Origin of the sequence: Nostoc sp. UHCC 0252 (assembly GCF_034931145.1) — a bacterium.
Taxonomy (GTDB): domain Bacteria; phylum Cyanobacteriota; class Cyanobacteriia; order Cyanobacteriales; family Nostocaceae; genus Nostoc.
On record NZ_JAYGHE010000045.1, the window covers coordinates 28,821 to 49,347 of the forward strand.

The 20,527-nt window shown below is 41.0% G+C and carries 15 protein-coding genes; 6 read left to right on the forward strand and 9 right to left on the reverse strand.

What is annotated here, in order from left to right; translation table 11 throughout:
- Window positions 1-111: 111 nt before the first annotated feature.
- The 7 genes from VB732_RS22465 to VB732_RS22495 all read right to left on the reverse strand — a co-directional run bounded on the left by VB732_RS22465 (window position 112) and on the right by VB732_RS22495 (window position 8,583).
- A complete protein-coding gene (locus VB732_RS22465; RefSeq protein WP_323233113.1) occupies window positions 112-1,311 on the reverse strand; it encodes an acyl-CoA dehydrogenase family protein in 1,200 nt (399 codons plus the stop codon).
- Between the two features lie 452 nt (window positions 1,312-1,763).
- A complete protein-coding gene (locus VB732_RS22470) occupies window positions 1,764-3,071 on the reverse strand; it encodes a CO2 hydration protein (RefSeq protein ID WP_323233114.1) in 1,308 nt (435 codons plus the stop codon).
- A 1-nt stretch (window position 3,072) separates the two neighbouring features.
- Window positions 3,073-3,663, reverse strand: a complete 591-nt coding sequence (locus VB732_RS22475) for a CDP-alcohol phosphatidyltransferase family protein (protein WP_323233115.1) — start codon at window positions 3,661-3,663, stop codon at window positions 3,073-3,075.
- 36 nt (window positions 3,664-3,699) lie between these two features.
- Window positions 3,700-5,196 (reverse strand): NADH-quinone oxidoreductase subunit M, encoded by a 1,497-nt coding sequence (locus VB732_RS22480; RefSeq protein WP_323233116.1) that lies wholly within the window; start codon window positions 5,194-5,196, stop codon window positions 3,700-3,702.
- Between the two features lie 96 nt (window positions 5,197-5,292).
- Window positions 5,293-6,012, reverse strand: coding sequence for a carbonic anhydrase (locus VB732_RS22485; protein ID WP_323233117.1), 720 nt, complete (start codon window positions 6,010-6,012; stop codon window positions 5,293-5,295).
- A gap of 163 nt (window positions 6,013-6,175) precedes the next feature.
- Window positions 6,176-8,053: an NAD(P)H-quinone oxidoreductase subunit F gene (locus VB732_RS22490; protein WP_323233118.1), complete on the reverse strand. Its 1,878-nt coding sequence runs from the start codon at window positions 8,051-8,053 to the stop codon at window positions 6,176-6,178.
- A gap of 344 nt (window positions 8,054-8,397) precedes the next feature.
- On the reverse strand, window positions 8,398-8,583 hold the full coding sequence (locus VB732_RS22495; protein ID WP_323233119.1) for a hypothetical protein: 186 nt from the start codon (window positions 8,581-8,583) through the stop codon (window positions 8,398-8,400).
- A gap of 1,066 nt (window positions 8,584-9,649) precedes the next feature.
- Between VB732_RS22495 and VB732_RS22500 the strand changes: the two genes are divergently transcribed.
- Window positions 9,650-11,161, forward strand: coding sequence for a hypothetical protein (locus tag VB732_RS22500; protein ID WP_323233120.1), 1,512 nt, complete (start codon window positions 9,650-9,652; stop codon window positions 11,159-11,161).
- 218 nt (window positions 11,162-11,379) lie between these two features.
- Here the strand turns inward: VB732_RS22500 and VB732_RS22505 are convergent, their stop codons facing one another.
- Window positions 11,380-13,521, reverse strand: a complete 2,142-nt coding sequence (locus VB732_RS22505; protein ID WP_323233121.1) for a hypothetical protein — start codon at window positions 13,519-13,521, stop codon at window positions 11,380-11,382.
- A 536-nt stretch (window positions 13,522-14,057) separates the two neighbouring features.
- On the opposite strand from VB732_RS22505, the gene VB732_RS22510 reads away from it, so the two are divergent.
- From VB732_RS22510 to VB732_RS22525, 4 genes are all read left to right on the forward strand, one after another.
- The gene (locus tag VB732_RS22510; RefSeq protein WP_323233122.1) at window positions 14,058-16,124 is read left to right on the forward strand and encodes a pentapeptide repeat-containing protein; all 2,067 of its coding nucleotides are present in this window, start codon (window positions 14,058-14,060) and stop codon (window positions 16,122-16,124) included.
- Between the two features lie 194 nt (window positions 16,125-16,318).
- A complete protein-coding gene (locus tag VB732_RS22515; protein ID WP_323233123.1) occupies window positions 16,319-17,866 on the forward strand; it encodes an FAD-dependent oxidoreductase in 1,548 nt (515 codons plus the stop codon).
- A gap of 23 nt (window positions 17,867-17,889) precedes the next feature.
- On the forward strand, window positions 17,890-18,594 hold the full coding sequence (locus VB732_RS22520; protein ID WP_323233124.1) for an actin-binding WH2 domain-containing protein: 705 nt from the start codon (window positions 17,890-17,892) through the stop codon (window positions 18,592-18,594).
- Between the two features lie 42 nt (window positions 18,595-18,636).
- Complete coding sequence (locus tag VB732_RS22525) at window positions 18,637-19,344, forward strand: actin-binding WH2 domain-containing protein (protein ID WP_323233125.1); 708 nt, start codon at window positions 18,637-18,639, stop codon at window positions 19,342-19,344.
- A 166-nt stretch (window positions 19,345-19,510) separates the two neighbouring features.
- On the opposite strand, the gene VB732_RS22530 is transcribed toward VB732_RS22525, so the two are convergent.
- Window positions 19,511-19,732 (reverse strand): hypothetical protein, encoded by a 222-nt coding sequence (locus VB732_RS22530; RefSeq protein WP_323233126.1) that lies wholly within the window; start codon window positions 19,730-19,732, stop codon window positions 19,511-19,513.
- Between the two features lie 274 nt (window positions 19,733-20,006).
- On the opposite strand from VB732_RS22530, the gene VB732_RS22535 reads away from it, so the two are divergent.
- Complete coding sequence (locus VB732_RS22535; RefSeq protein WP_323233127.1) at window positions 20,007-20,444, forward strand: DUF6918 family protein; 438 nt, start codon at window positions 20,007-20,009, stop codon at window positions 20,442-20,444.
- Window positions 20,445-20,527 lie beyond the last annotated feature (83 nt).

Here is a 20,527-nt window from a genome sequence, read left to right on the forward strand (position 1 = left end):
TTGGGAATTGGGAATTGGGAATTGGGGAAAGACTTGTTTCAAGTCCTCACCTCTTGTCCCCCTGCTCCCTGCTCCCTGCCCCCCTGCTCCCTGCCTCTTCCCAGTCCCCAATCACTTTACTTTCAGCGCCGATTTACCTAATGACTGACAGATAACATCATTTTGTGGTGTATGGATACGGCTGCACAGAACGTCACGGTAATGTCGCTCTAAAGGATTCCTTTTTAACATCCCAGGATTACCAGTTAGTTCTAAGGCAATTTCTACAGCCCGAATCGAGTTAGTGGTGGTGAGGTATTTAACAGCTTGTGCCTGTAATCCTACGTTAGACTCATACTTGCCCTTGTCAATATTTTCAGCCAAACTATAAATTAATGTATTGTTAGCAAATAGCAGTGCTTCTATTTCACCCACGGCAGTTTGGAAGCGTGGTAGAGTTGCTAGTGGCTCTTGGAGATTAGAAGGCGATCGCTCCCAAAGATATTTTACCAGCCAGTCTCGCGCACTAGTAGCAACGCCGAGATATAAAGCACTCACTGTCAAACTGCCCCAAGTGGGAACCAGCTGATCAAAGGATGGCGCAGCAGATATGGGATTGATGTTCAAGGCATATTCTGAGGGGATTAATACATTCTCCAAAATCAGATCGTGGCTACCTGTAGCTCTCATCCCCAAATGATCCCAGGTTTCGACAATTTGCAAACCGGGCAAATCGCGCGGAACCAGAAAATTGCCAACTTGTGGTTCATCTTCAGTTGTTCGTGCCCAAACAACAAAGTAACTGAGGATGGGACTACCTGTGGTGTATTGTTTGTGCCCTGTTAAACGCCAACCCTTTGTTGTGCGTTCGGCAATTGTGGCAGGTAATCCGCCTCTAGCTGGTGTTCCTAACTCTGGTTCGACACGGGCCGCATTAAGCAGGGCAATGCCTTCGATTGACTCACGACACAGCCGTTTATATACTTCTGGATTCCAGCGACGGCTACGGGCTGCATTGGCATGTTGAAGATAATGCATTGTCAGTACTAGCGCGGTTGAAGCATCGCCACGCGCTATCCCTTCAATGACTCGGCAAATAGTTGACAACCCTAAACCCTCACCACCTAACTCGCGGGGAATGGTGAGGCTGAGTAATCCTGCCTCATGCAAAGCTGTAAAATTCTCGAAGGGAAAAGAAGCATCTTTGTCATGTATCCCTGCACGGGTGGCAAAGTCTTTGGCCAGAACCTCAACCCGATTGAGAATATTGGGGAGAGTTTCTAAGCTTTTAATTGCAAAGGTGTCTGCCACTGCTTGCTCCAACTTTGACATAAAGTTAGTCTAAATCCTGCTTTCTTTTCTTCTTCAGTTTATGACCTTTAACTCAGGTCTTTTGGCGATCGCTAGATACTACTTAAAGTTATTCGGATTTTAGTTATTATAAGTTCTGTAACTATGACATAAATGGCTTTCATATTATGTTCGGCAAATCACTTGTAATATGTCATTGCGAATGCAACGAAGTGGAATCGCAAAGGTTTGGGATTGCCGCGCAACGCTTGCAATGACATAAGTATTAAGTCGAACATGATATCACAGAGCAAGTCAAGCAGAGAATTTAGCAAAGGTTTTTAGAGAAGGTGATTAAAAAACCTGATTGGACAAAAAAAATGGCGATGCCTTCGGCAAGGCGTCGCCAACGCACTAAAATTTATTGGTTGAGATGGTTTTTGATCGCCAGATTTCCTAAGTTTCTTGTCTATCCTGTTGACAAAACTTTTGTTTTATCTATAGTCTTGTTTTTGAATACTCCCTAAACGAGCCGCATCACGAATATTGTAATCGGGTCGAGTAAAGCGATTTAGCTGCATTTCAAAAAACTCTCGATTGGCTTGTAAATGTTTGGGATTTGGGTCATCTAAAGGATATAAAAGTGCAGTTCGCAAAGCTTGAATTACCGCAGAAGTAACACAGTACATTGACCGTTGAAAACTAACTCCCAACTGAATTAACATATCTTCTTCACCCCGGCAATGTTGGCTGTAATAATCAACAAGATATGGTGGCAAAAAGTGCAACATATCTTGCATTAATAACGTGGGGGGAATGCCAGCAGTACCCACTGGAAAGACATCAGCGTAAAGAATGCCAAAGTGAAAGTCTTTCTGGTCTTCTGGAACTTGACGCGCTTGAGCATTATAAGATTTTGTCCCTCGGAAGGGTGCGGTGCGGTAGAAAACTGCCTCTACATAAGGTAATGCAGCTTCGTATAGCCACATGAAACCCTTCGATTTGGGGATAATTTCGTAACATTTACCACGAATATAAACATGATGGTAAATGGGGCGACCTGCGATCGCAAATATACCATTAACTAAGAAGTTCATCGCCTCTGGGACGGTGCTAATCGTACCTTCATCATAGCGGTCGGACATTTCAAAGAATACCGGGGCCATGACTTCCCAGAATAAGCCCAGATTAGCGTAGTATGACATCTGGCGGCACTGTTCCAAAAACATATCGGGGAACAGCTTGTAAAGCCCCAGCATGACGGGGTTCCCTTGGAAATAAGCTTTAATTGCGCGGTCAGCGTTGGCTTTGTATTCGTCTGAATCTAGGTAAGGGTCAAATTGTCCACCCATCCCTCTATGCCATAACATTGCCCGCATACAAGCTTCAGCAAACTCCATGTTAATGCGATCGTGGAATAAGTGATGCAATAACTTCGGCATTTTGAAGGTTTCACCCTTTTCAATAAATGCCAAAAGTTCTGGATGTGCAGTAGCTTCGCCGCGCCAAATTCGTAAATCGGCATCATCACCAGCATAGTGATTATGCAGTTCTAAATACTCTTTGGGTAAGAAGTATTTAAAGAAGGGAATCGGGTTTAAAAACTCGTTTTCAGCAATATAAAGTAGGTCACGCCAGTAAAAATCCATCGGCACAGCATAAGCTTTATATAAACCGATAATTTGCATCAAATTTTCTGGAGTATCGGGTAACATTGCACCGCCTGCTTCTAAGCGATGAATTACATCGGCAAATTCGTGCGTTGAAGGAGGTAATTTAATTGCTGTTTTAATTGCTGTCATATTATTTACTAATTGGTGTTAGTGATTCTTGACGAATATTCAGGGCATGAAAAATGCTTAAAACATCATGTGTCCAAACTGGCAATATTAGCGTCATGGCAATTTCTTCAATGCTGTGAATTGTGCCAGCGATACAAGTCAGCCATAAGGTAACTCCGGCGTAATCAAAGCCAAATAGGGCAATAATCGCAATAAAAAGAGTGATTCCCCAAAATTTTGCTGAGTAGGTGTGATAGCTAGCGGGTTTACCGTACTTCACTAAATTCACCGCCCACCACAGCAATTGAGCAAAAACAATCATTAACAAGGGGACACTATAAGTAACGAGAATATCTTGATGAACTATCCACGCACTCACGAAAATACAACTAAAAAGGCAGACATCAGCCCAACTATCAGCTTGACGCAATTGGGCAGTGCTGACACCTAGTTTTCGCGCAATAATGCCATCAAAAATATCTGAGAGGAAGGCTGCAACAAAACCAATGATGAACCAAACACTGGTTTTGCCATCCCAGGCATCTAATAGGAGGAATGGAGATATTAAAAAGCGAAATAGAACAAGACCACTGGGAATTAATTTTAGATTCATCCTTCCTCCTTTATCGATGCGTAACTCTCTTATTGATTACTTCAGCGCTACTTCAGAGATTACGGTTTGTTCTAAAGGGGAAATTGCAGCGACCATTGTTGTAGTTGTAGATTCACTCCAACGCACTAACCAAGTGGGTTGTACTCCCAAAAAGATGATGAAGGCTGCCAAAATTAAAGCTGGGATTTTTTCAGACCAAAGAACTTTGGGATAGTAGGCGAAGTTATCGAGTTTGCCAAAACAAGTACGGTTGAGAAGGATGACAAAATAAACTGCGGTTAATCCACTAGCGACTACACACAAAATTGTCGGGATGGGAAAGGCAGAGAAACTACCTTGAAAGACGAGAAATTCGGCAATAAATCCTGTTAAACCGGGAATACCTGCGCTAGCCATTCCACTTAAAACTAGTAAGGCGCTAATTAAGGGTATACCGCGTATAGGACTCATTAAACCATTGAGTTTATCTAACTCGCGTGTACCAACTTTGGCTTCTACAACTCCCACCAAATGGAAGAGAATCGCCAGGATGATACCGTGGCTGAACATTTGGGCGACTGCACCAACGAGTGCTAAGGGTGTACTAGCAGCACCAGCTAGCAGGATATAGCCCATGTGACCGACGGAACTGTATGCTACCATGCGCTTGATATCTTTTTGAGCGATCGCAATTACTGCCCCATAGATAGCGCTGATTGCTCCCCAAATTGCTAAAGTCGGTGCAATAATGCTCCAAGCATGGGGGAACATACCCAATCCAAATCGCAGCAATCCATAAGTTCCCAGCTTTGCCAACACGCCACCAAGAAGAATGGCAATTGGTGCTGAAGCTTCAACGTAAGCATCGGGTAGCCAAGTATGGAAGGGAACTAAGGGAATTTTAATCCCAAAACCTAAGACTATTCCTGCTAGTAAAAGGATTTGTTTTGCCGTTGACAAATTTTCTGTAGAGAATGCATCAAAAGCAAAATTGGTAGAACCACTCAGCCACACCATACCCAAGAATGTAGCTAGGATAAATGCTCCCGAAACCGCAGTATAAATCAGGAATTTAATCCCAGCATAACCCCGTTTTGCCCCTCCCCAAATGGAGATTAGTAAGTAGAAAGGGATTAACTCTAGTTCGTAGAATAGGAAAAAGAGCAACAAATTTTCTGCGAGAAAAGCACCTGCAACTCCTCCACTCACTAATAAAATCATTGAGTAGAATAGCCTGGGGCGTTCAGTTTCTTTATTGCTACTATAAATCGAAATCCAGGTGAGTAGGCTATTTAGCACCAACATTAATATAGAAAGCCCATCAACACCTATTTGATAGCTCAAACCCAGAGTTTCATTCCAGGGCAAATACTCTTTAAATTGCATCGCTGGATTGCTGATATCAAATTTTAGTAGGATAAACAGGTTCCAGGCAAGAACTGTTCCAGAAAAAATTAATGCTGTTAAACGAATACGATGATTAGGGAAACTTACAGGTAATATTGCTATAATAGCGGCGGCTAAAATAGGGAGTAAAATCAAAACACTTAACATTATATTTGTCCTTTATTATTTCTCCTTTGTTATTTGTCCTTTGTGCGTTAGTCATGACCAATGGCCACTGAATAATGACAAAGGACAAATAACTAATTAGACTAAACTGATTTTGCCAGTATCTAAATCGTAATAACTACCGACTATTTTCAGCTTTTTTGCCTTGATTAGTTCAGATAAAACTGTGGATGACTTCAATTTTTCAACCTGTGCCAAAATATTTGCTTTACAAGCGTTTTCTAACTTATCTCCTGATTCTTCTTTTGAGCTTTCTACACTTGGTTGAATTGCTGTAATCAAACTTCCAATTTGCCCTGGGACTTGAGTGCCTTTAATAGCAGCATCTACCGCACCACATCTTTCATGTCCCATTACCATGATGACTTTAGCGCCTAACACTAAACTGCCAAATTCTAAGCTACCAATTTGCTGCGTTGTGGCAATATTTCCAGCTATGCGACAGACAAATAAATCTCCAATTCCTTGGTCAAAGACTATTTCTGAAGGGACTCGTGAATCTGCACAACCTAGAATAGAAGCAAATGGTTTTTGGCTTTTGGCAACTTCAATTAAGCGTGAATAAGTTTGGTGAGGATTTTTACGTTTTCTTTTAACAAATCTTTCATTTCCATCTAATAATGCTTTCAATGCCTTATCAGGGGTGATATCATCTTCTACTGGCGCTGGTGGTTTTTTTTCAGATGCAAGCAAGTTGGAACCAAGTCCGGCTGTCAGTACGCCTGTACCGATCGCACCTGCACCAAACTTGAATAAACTTCTTCTGGAAAGATTGATTTGTGGATGTTGTCTGCTCATCAAGTTATCCTCAAATGTTAATTTGTAATTCGTAATCCGTAATTATTTAGTGAAAAACTTGCGTGCAATTGTCTTTTACGGGGAATTTTATTTTTGCGGTCTAAATTTCCAAGTAATCCAATTGCTAATTACGACTTATCAATTACGAATTATTTTGTTGCTGCTACCCAACTGTCGAGATTGGAAAAATCAAATTTAAAAACTGCACTCCCCAAAACGGCCAAGTTACCCACATTCCTAAAAGGCTTACTCCTAGTAGGACAGTTAAAGCGTAAAATTGGGTTTGTCCAGAGGTGCTGTATTTTAAACTTTCACCGCCTAATAGCGAAAATAAACCAACCAAATTAACGATACCATCGACAACAAAACGGTCAATCATATCGGCAAGTTGGGAAATTTTGGCAACGCCAAAAATAATGGTTATCCGATAGAGTTTGGGGGTATAAAAGTCGTATGCAAATAAGTCCTGCAAACCTTTCCAAGGGAGGCGAATCGGTTTAGGAATATTACCTAAATAAACCACACCAGTGATGCTGCAACCGAAAATACTTGACCAAATTAAAAGTAGTACGACATCTTTATTTAAAGCTTCCCAATCTGGTAAAAGGGATAAGCTTTGCAACACTAAAGGAAGATGGAGGCTAAAGGCAAGTAAAATTATCATCGGCAAAACCATCGGCCAGTGTGCTTCAGGCGATCGCTGACTCATTTGTGTAGCTTTACCACCAAAAATTAAACCAAATTCTCTGGTTAAACTTACTGCTGTCAAAGCGTTTACAGCTATTACTACTCCCACTAACCAAGGTTGGGTTTCCCACAAGCCATCAGCTAATTTCACCAATGCCCAAAAGCTACCCAGTGGTGGAAAACCAATTAACCCCAAAGTCCCGACGATAAAGGCTATTGCGGAAATCGGGCGGCGTGTCCATAATCCGCCTAATTGGGTGACATCTTGGGTGATGCTATTCCAAATAATTCCGCCGGTACTCATCACCAATAGGGCTGCGGATATGGCATGGGTGAGTACTAACAACAGCGCTGCTTCATCTTGTTGCGTTCCCACGGCAATGAATACTAAACCCATGTATGCGCTGACAGAATAGGATTGGCAGCGTTTAAGATCGATTTGAGCGATCGCAATTAAAGAAGCACCAATCGCCGTCACCACCCCAATACCCACCATTGCAGAAGACACTATGGGCGATAGGCTTAACACTGGTTGAAGTTTAATCAGCACCCATGCACCACTAGCAACTACTACCGAATTCCGCAAAATCGTACTGGGAACTGGGCCTTCCATTGCTTCATCCAGCCAGAGATGCAGGGGGAACTGGGCACATTTACCCATCGGCCCGGCAATTAAGGCTAAACCTACCAGTGCCATTGTTGTCGGGTTGACGTTAGCAGTTTCAGCCCACTTAGCTAATTCTGGATAACTCCAAGTTCCGGCTAGGGGCCATAGTGCCAACACGCCCATCAATAAGAATAAGTCTCCCACCCGCTTGGTTAAGAAAGCATCTCTCGCACCGGAGACTACCAATGGCTGGCTGAACCATAAGCCAACTAGTAGGTAGGTTCCTAATGTGAGGATTTCCAAAATTACATAGCTGAAGAACAAGTTATTACACAAAACCAGGGCACATAGTCCCGCTTCAAATAATCCTAATAAGGAATAGAAGCGTCCCCAACCCCAATCCATTTCCATGTAACCGATTGCATAAATTTGCGCTAACAAATTCAAGCCAGTAATTACAACTAAAGCGCCGACGCTAACTGAGGATATTTCTAAAGCAATGGTGAGGTCTAAACCAGCTGTAGATAACCAAGGAATAAATACCTCTTGGGGTAGATGATTCCAAGTTGCTTGTAAGGCGATCGCACTATGTACAAACGCCAAAAATGTCATCACCAAGTTTATATAACCTGCTGGTCTTGGCCCCGTTTTCCGAATGATCCCCGGCGACCAAGGTACGGCTAATAAGCCACCTATTAAGGCATAACAAGGAACTAGCCAAACAGTCTCAAGTAGAAACTGAGCCATCAACTTACCTCTAGATTTGCATCAAAAGTTTTGGGTTTTGAATCAACTTACGTAGATCCCTGTTAACCCAGCGATTTCTACTACGGGCTACGCCTACGCAGATAAGACAATTTTATCTTTATTTAATCTTCTTAAAATTAGCTTACCGTTATATCCGTCAAAATGGAATTACTTTTATATAAACAAATGTAAGATAAATACTCTAAGTAAATCTTATATAATCGACCATCTGAGTAATAGATAATAGCTATTACTTTTTATCTATGAACATGAGTTTTTACTTATTGACGTAAATGACAAAAGACGCAATCAATTGCGTCTTTAATAAGTTAACTAAATTTAATTCATATTGTGGTAATTTTGTCAACCTGCCGAAAAACAGAAATAATTACAGGCGCTTGGTCAAATTGGCTGATGGGCGCAGGTTTCATGTCTCGGTAGTCCAGCAGTTGAACTAAGATCAAGTAAGCGATCGCTAATATAACCGAAATCGCACCTGTAAGAATAGCAATTAATTTTGAACGTTCCATCAATATTTCCTGTAATGCAAGTTATTGTGCTGTGCCTATATCTACATTAATACTTGAGGCACACACTTACCTAATATATAGGAATCCGGTTTGATATCATGTTCGACTTAATACTTATGTCATTGCAAGCGTTGCGCGGCAATCCCAAACCTTTGCGATTGCTATCTCTACGAGACGCTACGCGAACATTCCACTTCGTTGCATTCGCAATCACATAAGTAACTACGCAAAATTAATTACAGTCATTGCGAGCGAAGCGTTCGCGGAGCGTCTCGTAGAGATAGCAATCCCAGCCCTTGCGATTGCTTCATTTCGCTTCGCTGCATTCGCAATGACATTGTGTAATTAATTATGTTTACCTACTTATTATAAGTGATTTGCCGAACATGATATGATTCCTGTTCGCGCAGCGTGGCGTAGCCATATTTACTTGCATGGATTGGGAATTGGGAATTGGAAAGAAAACAAGAGATACATCAGTACTGAGTCTTGTTCGAAAATAAAATAGGAGTTCTATAGTCGTACTTTATCAAAGCAATGCATTAGACATTGTACCGACCTATTTATCTTTACATAGTTTAGTTTTTTAAAATTAATCCACTGATTGAAGCAATATTTATGAAGATATAGTTTTGATTGCACTGGAAGTCTTTGCAAACTATAAACGTTGTGGTAAAACATAGCAAAGTTAAAAAAAATCAAATCCCGAAAAGCTTATATCCATTACCTATCAGAGTTTGTAGATACCATTATTAATCAAGAAACTATGTAGTTCTTGTTGTTTGGTTAGGATATTAACTATTGCAATATAAAACTCCTGATTAATGTTTTAAAAACAACTCAGTACTCCCTAATTTTCTAGAATCATTTTGCCTCTTATACCAACTCTATGTGAGGCTGCATAGAATAATACCCCTCTGTAGTCCCCCAAGGCATCGGAGGGACGGCGATAGCTGAGGAGTGAATTGTATGCAGCTTCACAAAAAAACAGTATTACCTACCTATTAAGTAATTTCGGAAATCACGCCAGATTCTTATATTAATTTAAATTTAAATTAGTTATGCCATGAAATGTATTTCTAAATTAAATAAAACTGACTTTATAGTTTTAGTTGTTATTGTCATTATTGGCCTTATCCATTTACCTTTTCCCTTTGACGGAGATCAAGCATTTTTTAGACTAGGTGCTTTGGAGATGCAACAAGGAAAGGTACTCTATCGTGATTTCTGGGACATTAAGCAACCTGGGATTTTCTGCTTTTATTTTTTAGCGGGAACTTTGTTTGGTTTTGATGAGATTGGCATCCATATTTTTGAACTGATTTACATGGTATTTTTTTCGATAATATTGCTGCTGACTCTCAAAAGCTATTTCCGGCATCAAATCATCGCCAGCCTAGTACCTTTGTTAACAGTTGGCGTTTACTATACTGTTTCGGGTGCTTGGCATCTTACTCAAGTAGAAGCACTGGTTGGTTTTCCTTTATTTATTTGTCTTTGGTTAACTTTTAAGTCTTTTAACAATGAAGGAAAGCAAAGATTTTTCCTACTTTTAATATCAGGTTTTTTGGGTGGAATTGTCGTACTATTTAAATTTATACTTCTGCTGATCGTGGTAGCGTTGTGGCTAACGATATTTATGTATTCACTAGTAATAAAACGGCACGGAATTCAAAAAATATTGCTTGATACGTGCTTACCAATTTTTATAGGAATTATGCTTCCTCTTTTAGTTGTTGCCAGCTACTTTGTCTGGGTTAATAGTTTTTCAATAGTTTATCAGACATTTTTTATATATCCGCCCCTTATTGTTACTAATACTGTATTTAATAAAACTAATTTAATTTCGGGGATAAAATGGTTCTTACAGAGTTTTTACCCTTTGATTTTAATGGCTGGTGTTGCGGTATATGTATCATTGTACAAGTCTAAAAATACATTGACTTTGTTACTTTTTGTTTGGTGTATTTTTGGTTTAGGTATTATTATTCTTCAACGAACAGCATTGTGGCAATACCATTATTTACTGTTGTTTGTACCCATCGGGATTTTAGCAACTAAAGGATTAGATGTATTATGGGATTATTTAAAAGAATTAAGGTCTTCAATCCCGACTATTTTACTGATCTTTTTATTGTTTTTACCTTTGTCATTAACTCTGATCAAGAAGAGTGCTACTCTGGTTAATAACAATTTCGCTTTAACTGAAGATACACGATTACAATATCAGGCTGTCTTTAGAAAAAAATATCCATCGATTCATTTCGAAGCGAATTTTATATCTCGATTCGGAAGTATTGCTGGCGATATTTATGTAGCTGGCGATCCATCTATTTACTATTTATCTGGGCGGAGTCAAGCAACAATACTACGTGGTTGGGCACTTGAATATTTTCTATCTGAGCAATGGTCTGCACTTATAAATCAGTTAGATTCATCAAAGCCCCCTTATATTTTTATTGATTATGAACCCCAGGCTATAATCAAAGAAAATTTTCCTCAAATGCTGGAATTTGTTGAGCAAAGATACCAGATGTTGCATCAAAGCAATAATGGTATTTGGTATAAGATCAAATGATGGTTACAGCACAATACGCTTAAGTTAAGAAGAACCTACTAGCTTATGTCATTGCGAGCGAAGCGCGGCAATCCCAAACCTTTGCGATTGCTTCATTCCACTTCGTTGCATTCGCAATGACATATTATAAGTGAGTTGCCGAACATGATATAAGCCCTGACGAATAGAACTTGCAGCTAAATAAAGCACGTCGATGCGTTAATAATTTTTAGTCGAATTTACCCTGCATCAATACCGCAGCCATAAGCCATTTTGACATAACGAGGTTTTGTAGAGCGACACCAAGTCCTATCGTTACCAGCAACGGGATTAGTTGACAGAGATTGAGTATTCAGCGCTGTATCTGGCAATTTATTTTGGGGGTCTGTTTCTGGCAATAGCAGGTAATTATCTTTTCCGCCACCATCGACAAATAAGCCTAATGTCAGCATCAACTCTCGCAAACCACTAACACCCTCTAACCGAGATTGTCCATAAGCTGGTTCTAATAAAGATAGATAAGTGTCGTCGCCGTGCTTATCCCAGAAAACTCCGATACCGTTAATATCTCCTGTACCGAAAGTCATTAAGCTGCCGTTATACCAATCGTTTCCGGCACTATCTTCAAACCAGCCAATACTCCAGTCACGGCCATTGCCTAAACTTTGCATAATGATGCCTGTATAGCGATCGCTTCCGCTATCATCTTGATAAACTCCCACACCAAAATGTGGCGAACTTCCCAGGCTGTACCATCCGGCATCATGGTAATCATCACCCGCTTTATCTACCAAAAAGCCCAAGCTATACCAGTAAGCTGTACCTTGTCCGTAAACCTCACATTCGTAGCGATCGCTTCCTGCGCCATCGACTAGCATTCCTACACCCCCAGCCCAACTGTGACCTTCTGTATAGTCTGCACGCCTTCCCAAACCTGCACCTTGGATAAAATGGACATGCCTTTTGGCTCCAAATGGGCCGCCGTTGGGATACTTGTCTTCTAGTCCAATGTATTTATCGTCACCTACACTATCTAATAACAGCCCCACTCCTTTAGTAAAGCCATAGCCTTGACCGTACCTGTAGAGAGAATAGCGATCGCTGCCTTGATTATCAATCAGCAGTCCTGAACCAAAAGTACCACTGCCTTGGAGATTACTAATACCTTGATAGGTATCTTCACCTTGTGCATCATAGAGAATGCCAGTACCAAAAATACCTATGCCTTGACTAGCGTATTCTGCCTGATAACTGTCATCACCTTGTAAATCTAGCAGCAATGCGTAGCCGAAGATACCAGCCCCAAAGCTGGGAATTTTCCCCGGTGGGCTAGAGTAGCGGTCTTTGCCAGTTAAATCTAAGGTGACGCTGACACCATGAGCAATATTTTTAGTAGCAGCACCGCCAGAGTAAGTATCATTACCTTCAACATCTACAATCAACAAGTAATCGTCAGGGGGATAGATTTGATCGCCTTGACCACTGAGAATAATTCGACCTTGAGGCGTATCTATGCTGTAGTTGTAATTGCCTTGCAACAAATTAACTGGGATTTGGCTAATTTGACTTTGCATTTCACCAGCTGCGGCGGCGGTTAAAATTGCTCCTGTGTTGAGCATTTTAAAATCAACGTTGTCTAAAAGAGATTCAATTAACAGTACCTTTTCTGGGCTAGCATCTACTTCTTCTGCGGCTTCTTCTTCCACAGTTTTAACTGCGTAATTAAATACTTCGGTGTAGGTGCGATCGCCATCTAGTTGTAACTTAGCTAGCGATCGCAACAATCCCACCTGTCTGTAATGCAGTGCATCTGGTACTGTAAATAAAAACTGCGCGATCGCAGAACGAAGTTGTGGTGGTAAAGCTTTGTATTCGCTAGTTTTAAAACTATCAGCAGGCTGAGTGCTTAGTTTACCAAGAGCAACAGCTAAAGCATCATCACCCAGCTTTTGTACTTGCTGTTTGTATTTTGTCAGCAAATCTCTGTTTAATTGAGGATTCACACCCCCATCGATTCTTTTGTAAGCACTGGCAGCGAGTTGTCCTAAATTTGATTTAGCTGTAAGTAAATCTTGAGTAATGGCGCGGGTGTAAGGACTGATTTTCCAAGGGTTATCGAAAAATATATCTAGCAACTTGACTCGATATTTATCACCGCCCCAGAGATCCATGTCTTTCATCTCCAAGCGGACATCCTCTGGAGTTAACTTGGCAGCAGCTAGTGCTTGGCGAAATAATTCCCCTTGTTCGCTTAAGTATCCGATAGTTGTAGCGTTAACTGGGGATAGGTAAAATACAAGCAAACAAGTCAAGGTAAATTGAGCAATTGTCAGAAAAGACTTTGATAGCGATCGCCCAAATTGTTGCATTTTTGGTGTCATGAAAATCTTTTTATATAACTAAATACCAAATTTTATACTCAGCAACCCCGCAATTGCCCAGATAAGAAAAACTTCCATAGTTAGGGCTAAGGCACTTGTGAAAGCTTAGAGTGATTGCACTAATGTCTGCGATGATACAGGGGAAGGGATAAATCCAGCTTGATAACTGGCGATCGTTTGGCTTTGAATATTCCTAGATGAGCCTTTTATACTCGTGAATGAGTCTTTGATACTCGTGAACGAGTCTTTGATACTCGTGAATGAGTCTTTGATACTCGTGAGCGAGTCTTTTATACTCGTGAGCGAGTCTTTGATACTCGTGAATGAGTCTTTGATACTCGTGAGCGAGTCTTTTATACTCGTGAGCGAGTCTTTTATACTCGTGAACAAGCCTTTAATACTCGTGAATGAGTCTTTGATACTCGTGAACAAGCCTTTAATACTCGTGAGCGAGTCTTTGATACTCATATCTAACCATTCCTGAATTTACAAGGGTGAGTGCGTAGTAAAATTTGCTCACCTCCGTAAATTGAAACATGGCTTTACATAACTCCGGTGAAAATCTCCGAGGACGCAACTTCAAAGGACAAGACCTTACGGGTAGAAATTTCAGTTATGCCGACATCCGAGGGGCAAACTTCACCAACACCAACCTGACAGGGGCAAACTTCAGTCATGCCAAAGCTGGACTGCAACAAACTTGGAAAATAACTTACATAGCCCTTTTCTCGTTGCTGTTTTTATTACTGTCAGGATTTTTCTTATATTTAATTGATTATTTTGTGCCATTAATATTTAAAGCCTCCAGTTTAGAAAAGCAGATTGCAAGCTGCACTACTTTAATCCTATTGATTGCCTTCTTTTTAAGTACGATTTTTCAAGGAGTAGGATCTGGTTTAGAAGCCTTCGCTTTCGCTTTTACCGGAGCTGTAGGCGTGGCTGCCTCTATCAAAGGCGGAACCGTAGCTGCTTTTACTGGAGCGGCAGTTGGAGGCTTAAGTGTAGCAGTAGTTGTAATCGTAGCCGTAGCCTTCGCTGGAGCCGTAGCTGCTTTTACCGAAACTGTAGCCGCAACCGGAGCAATAGCCATAATTGTAACCTTGTCCTCAGCAGTGGCTGTATCCTTTGCCAAACCTACTTCTGGCAAAATCATAGCAGTAATCGTAATCATAAGTGGAGCCTTAGCTTTAGCCTTTGCCGTAGCCTTATTTAGCATTTACATCGGTTGGCGAGCAATAAAAGGAGACGAAAAATACGCTTTGATTCGCAATATCGCTGTTCGCTTTGCTGCAATAGAAGGTACAAATTTTTGTGGCGCTAACTTGACTAATGCTGATTTCACTGCTGCGACGCTTAAAAGTACAGATTTCCGAAACACTATACTTACTAATACCTGTTGGCATCAAGCCAAAATGCTTGATCGCGTTCGTCCTGGTTCAACTTATCTGCAAAACTCACAAGTACGTCAACTGCTAGTTACAGGACAGGGACAGGATAAGAATTTTTACCGTGAAGACCTGCGAGGTATCAACTTAAAAGAAGCTAAACTCGCAGATGCTAGTTTTATTGGCGCTGATCTCAGTGAAGCCAATTTACAAGATGCCGATTTGTCAAGAGCAAAGCTGAAGCAAACCCAACTAGACGGCACAGATTTAACAGGTGCAACTCTCACTGGAGCCTTCATTGAAGATTGGGGCATTACAAATACAACTAAATTACATGGAGTGAGGTGTGAATATGTCTTCATGCGCTTACCCACAAAAGAAGACCCCGATCCTCTCCGCAAACCTGATAATAAACAAGAGGTATTTGCAGACGGCGACTTTGCCGACTTTATTAAGCCAATTTTTGACACCCTCGACCTTTACCATAATCAAGGCGTTGACCCCCGTGCTGTTGCAATCGCCTTTAAAAACCTCACACAAAACCACCCCGAAGCCGAGCTAGAAATCGTGGCAATGGAGAAACGCGGCGATGATAAACTCTTGATCAGAGCCAAAAACGCCGCAGGTAGCGATAAATCTCAACTGAGGGCAGAATATTTTGATGACTATAATCAACTCAAAACTTTATCGCAGAGTCAGCAATTATTGCTGGTAGAAAAAGATAAACGCATTATTAGTTTAGAAAATATGGTAGATACTGCTCTCAAGCAGCCAAAATTTTATACTCAAGGAGATACAAATATGTCTGATATCAGTGGCATCAATATTGAAGGTAGCAGTAATGTTAGCGGTATCGCTGGCAATAATTCAATTGCTAATCTAGGAACCATTAGCGGTAACGTGAGTATTGCCCTCAATCAGTTACCTGATGCAACCGATGCCGAAAAACCAGGAATCAAAGAATTATTGTCGCAGTTGCAAGATGCAATCATCCAATCCACATATTTACCAGAAGAAGACAAAACCGAAGCGCTAGAACAGGTGCAAGCTTTAGCAGAAGCGGGGAAAAATCCTCAAGAATCGACTAAGCAGAAGACTGCAAAGACAGCAATCACTATGTTGAAAGGGATCTTTACAGGCTTACCTGCGATCGCATCACTGGTTGAAGCGGGTAATAAATTATTGCCTGCGATCGCAAAACTATTCGGTTTGGGATAAATTATCAAAACAGTTAAATCGGCGGTTAGAAACCGCGTCTACACAGACAAAACCCACCTCCGTGGGTTTGAAACCTTCAATTTTTCCTTAGTCCGCGCAGGCGGACTTTGTTTGTGTAGCCGCGAATTCCATTCGCCAGGGCTATTTTCTTCATTCTCAGGTAATTTTGGAATATAGAGTTTAGTTTTTCCAAAATGTCTTTAACTGAAGAAATTCTTTCCCAATTACCCGGCGATGTTTTAAAGGGATTGCGTCAAGGCGATCGCACCCTTACATCTCTGCGCGAAAACACCGCACCAGTACCAACGTTAGTTAAAGAAAATCAACAGCCTTTAGGCGTTGTAGACTTCGATGTGCTTATCTGCGGTGGCACATTAGGGATTTTAATTGGTTGCGCCTTGGCGGTAAAAGGACTACGGGTGGCGTTGATGGAACGGGGAATTTTGCGTGGGAGAGAACAAGAGTGGAATATCTCTCGCAAAGAACTAGACGTGTTTGTGGAATTGAACTTGCTGACTGAGGAAGAATTAGAAAGTGCGATCGCCACTCAATATAACCCAGCGCGAGTTAGTTTTGCTGGCGGTGCAGAAGTTTGGGTAGAAGATGTCTTGAATATCGGCGTAGATCCAGTTTATCTACTAGCTACTTTGAAAACCCGATTTATCGCCGCAGGTGGAAAGTTGTTAGAAAACACACCCTTTACTGAAGCGGTAGTTCATCCCGATGGGGTGATAGTAAATAACCAATTCAAAACTCGGTTATTAATCGACGCAATGGGACATCTTTCACCCATCAGCCAGCAAGCACGCCAAGGCAAAAAACCAGATGCCCTGTGCTTAGTTGTGGGAAGTTGCGCCCAAGGTTTTGCGGAAAATAACTCAGGCGACTTGTTGTTATCATTTACATCTTTACAAAATCAATGTCAGTACTTCTGGGAAGCTTTCCCGGCCAGGGACGGCAGAACAACTTACTTGTTTACCTACATGGATGCAGAACCCCAACGTTTAAGTTTAGAAGCTCTATTTGAAGAATATCTGCGTCTATTACCAGAATATCAGGGAGTGGAGTTGAGCAACCTGAAATTTCAACGGGCGTTGTTTGGTTTCTTTCCTACCCATCGCCAAAGTCCATTAAAAACCCCTTGGAATCGCATTCTACCAGTGGGAGATAGTAGCGGTAGTCAATCTCCCTTGAGTTTTGGTGGTTTTGGGGCAATGGTGCGTCACCTGAAGCGTTTAACTTATGGCATTTCCGAAGCGCTAGAAACAGAACAATTATCTGCAAAATCCTTAACACTGCTGCAACCTTATCAGCCAAGTCTGACTGTTACTTGGTTGTTTCAAAAGGCGATGAGTGTTGGTATAAATCAAAAAATTGCCCCAGATCAAATTAATCAATTACTCTCGGCAGTATTTCAGGAAATGCAACAATTGGGTACACCAGTGCTAAAACCATTTTTACAGGATATAGTGCAGTTTTCAGCACTCACGCAAACACTGTTAAAAACTGGTTTATATCATCCGGTATTAGTTGCCAAGATAATTCCGCAAGTAGGTTTGGCAAGTTTGTTAGATTGGATGTTACATTACAGTAATTTAGGTGTATACACTGCCTTGCTTTCGCTAAGTCCAATGCTAGAAACATGGATTAAGAATCAACCAAATGAACAACAATATTATTGGCATCGTTTGATTGATGCCTGGAAGTATGGTTCTGGCGGTGATTACTCAGATGAAACTTAGAATTTTAGCTGTGTGAGGATAACATGATGGAACGGAAATCATCAGGAATCAAATACTTTGCAGTGCTGATTGGATTCCTGCGCGATCGCCCAGGTTTCCTAGAGGAAATTCGCCAAGAGACGAGATTACCAAATAAAATCATTTCTCTGTTGGTTTGCAGTTCCTTATTTCTCGCTGCTTATGGCGGAATCATTGGTGCATACCATAGCTGGATGCAAGCTTTGTCTTCTGCCATTAAACTCCCAGCCCTTTATTTAATCACACTTTTGATTTGTATCCCGACGTTGTTTTTTGCTAATATTATTTTTGGTTCCAAGCGGAGTTTTGCACAGCATTTAGCATTAGTATTGACTGCTGTTTCAATTACGAGCGTACTTTTATTTAGCTTTGCACCAATCACTCTGTTTTTCTTAATTACCACCAATAATTACCAATTTTTAATTCTGTTAAATGTATTCATCTTTGCATTAACTGGATTTGTTGGAATTTCGTCTTTATATCAGGCTACAAATATAGTTTTGGAACAAGATGATGAAGGTACAAAGACACGCCGGAAAATCGTAAAATTTTGGTTATTTCTTTACGCTTTTGTAGGCAGTCAGTTAGGATGGACTCTCAGACCATTTTTTGGCACACCTGATTCTGTCTTTCAACTATTCCGCGAAAGAGAAGGTAATTTCTATTTAAGCGTCATTAAATCTCTTAGCTATCTATTTGGATTCCGTTAATTAGTCGTTAGTAACTCCACAAAATATACAAACTAAAAAAATATGCTGAAAAAGCAAAATCGCGGAATTCAACAATTTGGTGTTTTGGTTAATTTACTGCGCGATCGCCAATCTTTCTTAGAAGAAATTCGTCAGGAAATAAGATTACAAAATAAAATCAGTTCTTTGTTTGTATCTAGTTCTATCTTTTTTGCCCTTTATGGAGGAATTATCGGTGCATCCCACAGTTGGGCACAGGCATTATCCGGCGCTATTAAACTTCCAGCATTTTATTTATTAACACTGATTATTTGTTTCCCGACTTTGTTCTTTTTTAATGTCTTGTTTGGTTCTCGAAGCAGTATTCAACAACATTTTGTTGTATTACTCACCTCTGTGTCAGTGATTAGCGTACTTTTATTCAGCTTGGCACCAGTTACCCTATTTTTTCTGATCACTACACCAGATTCTTATCAATTTTTCAAACTGTTGAATGTGTTCATTTTTGGCATTACAGGTATCTTTGGTGTGAAATTCTTGTATGAAGGAATGCAATTACTTTCTCAACAAGATGAAGTCGGCAAAAAAACCCGCACCACTATTTTAAGATCCTGGTTATTACTTTATGCCTTTGTTGGTATGCAGTTAGGATGGTTTCTCAGACCGTTTTTTGGTGCGCCTGACACCAAATTTGAATTATTCCGTGCAGTAAAAGGCAACTTTTATTTAGATATTGTAGCGGCGATTTCGGAAATTTTAGGTATGCGTTAACGGATTATGGAAGTCCCCCTGCCTAAGAGGATGTTTGAAAAGTCCTGTTCTCGGTATCAAAAGTTTTAGATCCCTCTAAATCTCCCTTTTTAAGGGAGACTTTGATTCTTCCCCTTTTTTAAGGCTACGGTGTACACACAAGTACTATCTGAAAGGGTTTCAGGCGTTATAGACCCCTTAAATTGTCATTACGAGCGCAGTGATAACGGAGCGAAGTAATCACATAATCCCGTGAGTTAAAGCGATCGCTTGTCTGCGACACGCTGCGGACAAGCTTCCAGAGCGATCGCCGCAAACCTAAAGCTAGATGACGAAACCAAGTACTAGTAGGGGGAATTTTAAGACTTGTGTGTACACCGTAGCTTTTTAAAGGGGGAAACCGGAACATTTATTTCCCTCCCTAATGTGTCAGGAGGCTTAGGGTGGGGTAATTATAGGGCTGGTAGTGATTCGATAATTTGTGTGTACACCGTAGCCTTTTTAAGAAGGGTTAGGGAATCATCAAGGGTTAACCCAAGTGTATTGCATTATGGGTGAAGCTTTAAGTAGTGAACACGTGATGTTCATAACATCCTCTAACTCTGATACCATTTTCTGTAATTTCCTGCTTGCTAAAAAAGTTAGTCGAATAGAAATTAAGTACTTAGATAAGGAAAAGTGAAATGGGACTTAGTGAAGGACTTTCGAACCCGACCAAAAAGGCTATGGTCATAGATGAATGTTGCAACATGATAGAAACACAGCTGGCATCCAAGTCAGGTATGAGCGGTATTGCTTTGAAAACTGCCTTCGCCGCTCTGAAGGGAATCAAGCCAGGGTATATCCCCTACGTCGTTGAGCAGATCCTACCGCAGTGCTTCACGGCGCTTGATCCGATCTGGAGTGAAGGCGTAGAGAAAGGCGATCCGATTGGACACCTGAATGCAAATCGCTCTCGTACAGCAGACGCGCTACTGGGTGTCACTGATGCTAGGGTCAAGAACGCCAAGCGCCAAATCGTGCGAGGAACTTATGAAAAACTTCGCGGTTCAGCCAAAAAACACGTAGAAGAAGCAGTGCCAGATTTAGCGAAAGTAATCAATAATTACACCAAAGCTTAAGGGCAGAATGCAGGAGGTAGGTGCAATATATAACTTATGGGATTCGACCCCTCCTGAATTGAAACCACTGAACTTTTGTAAGA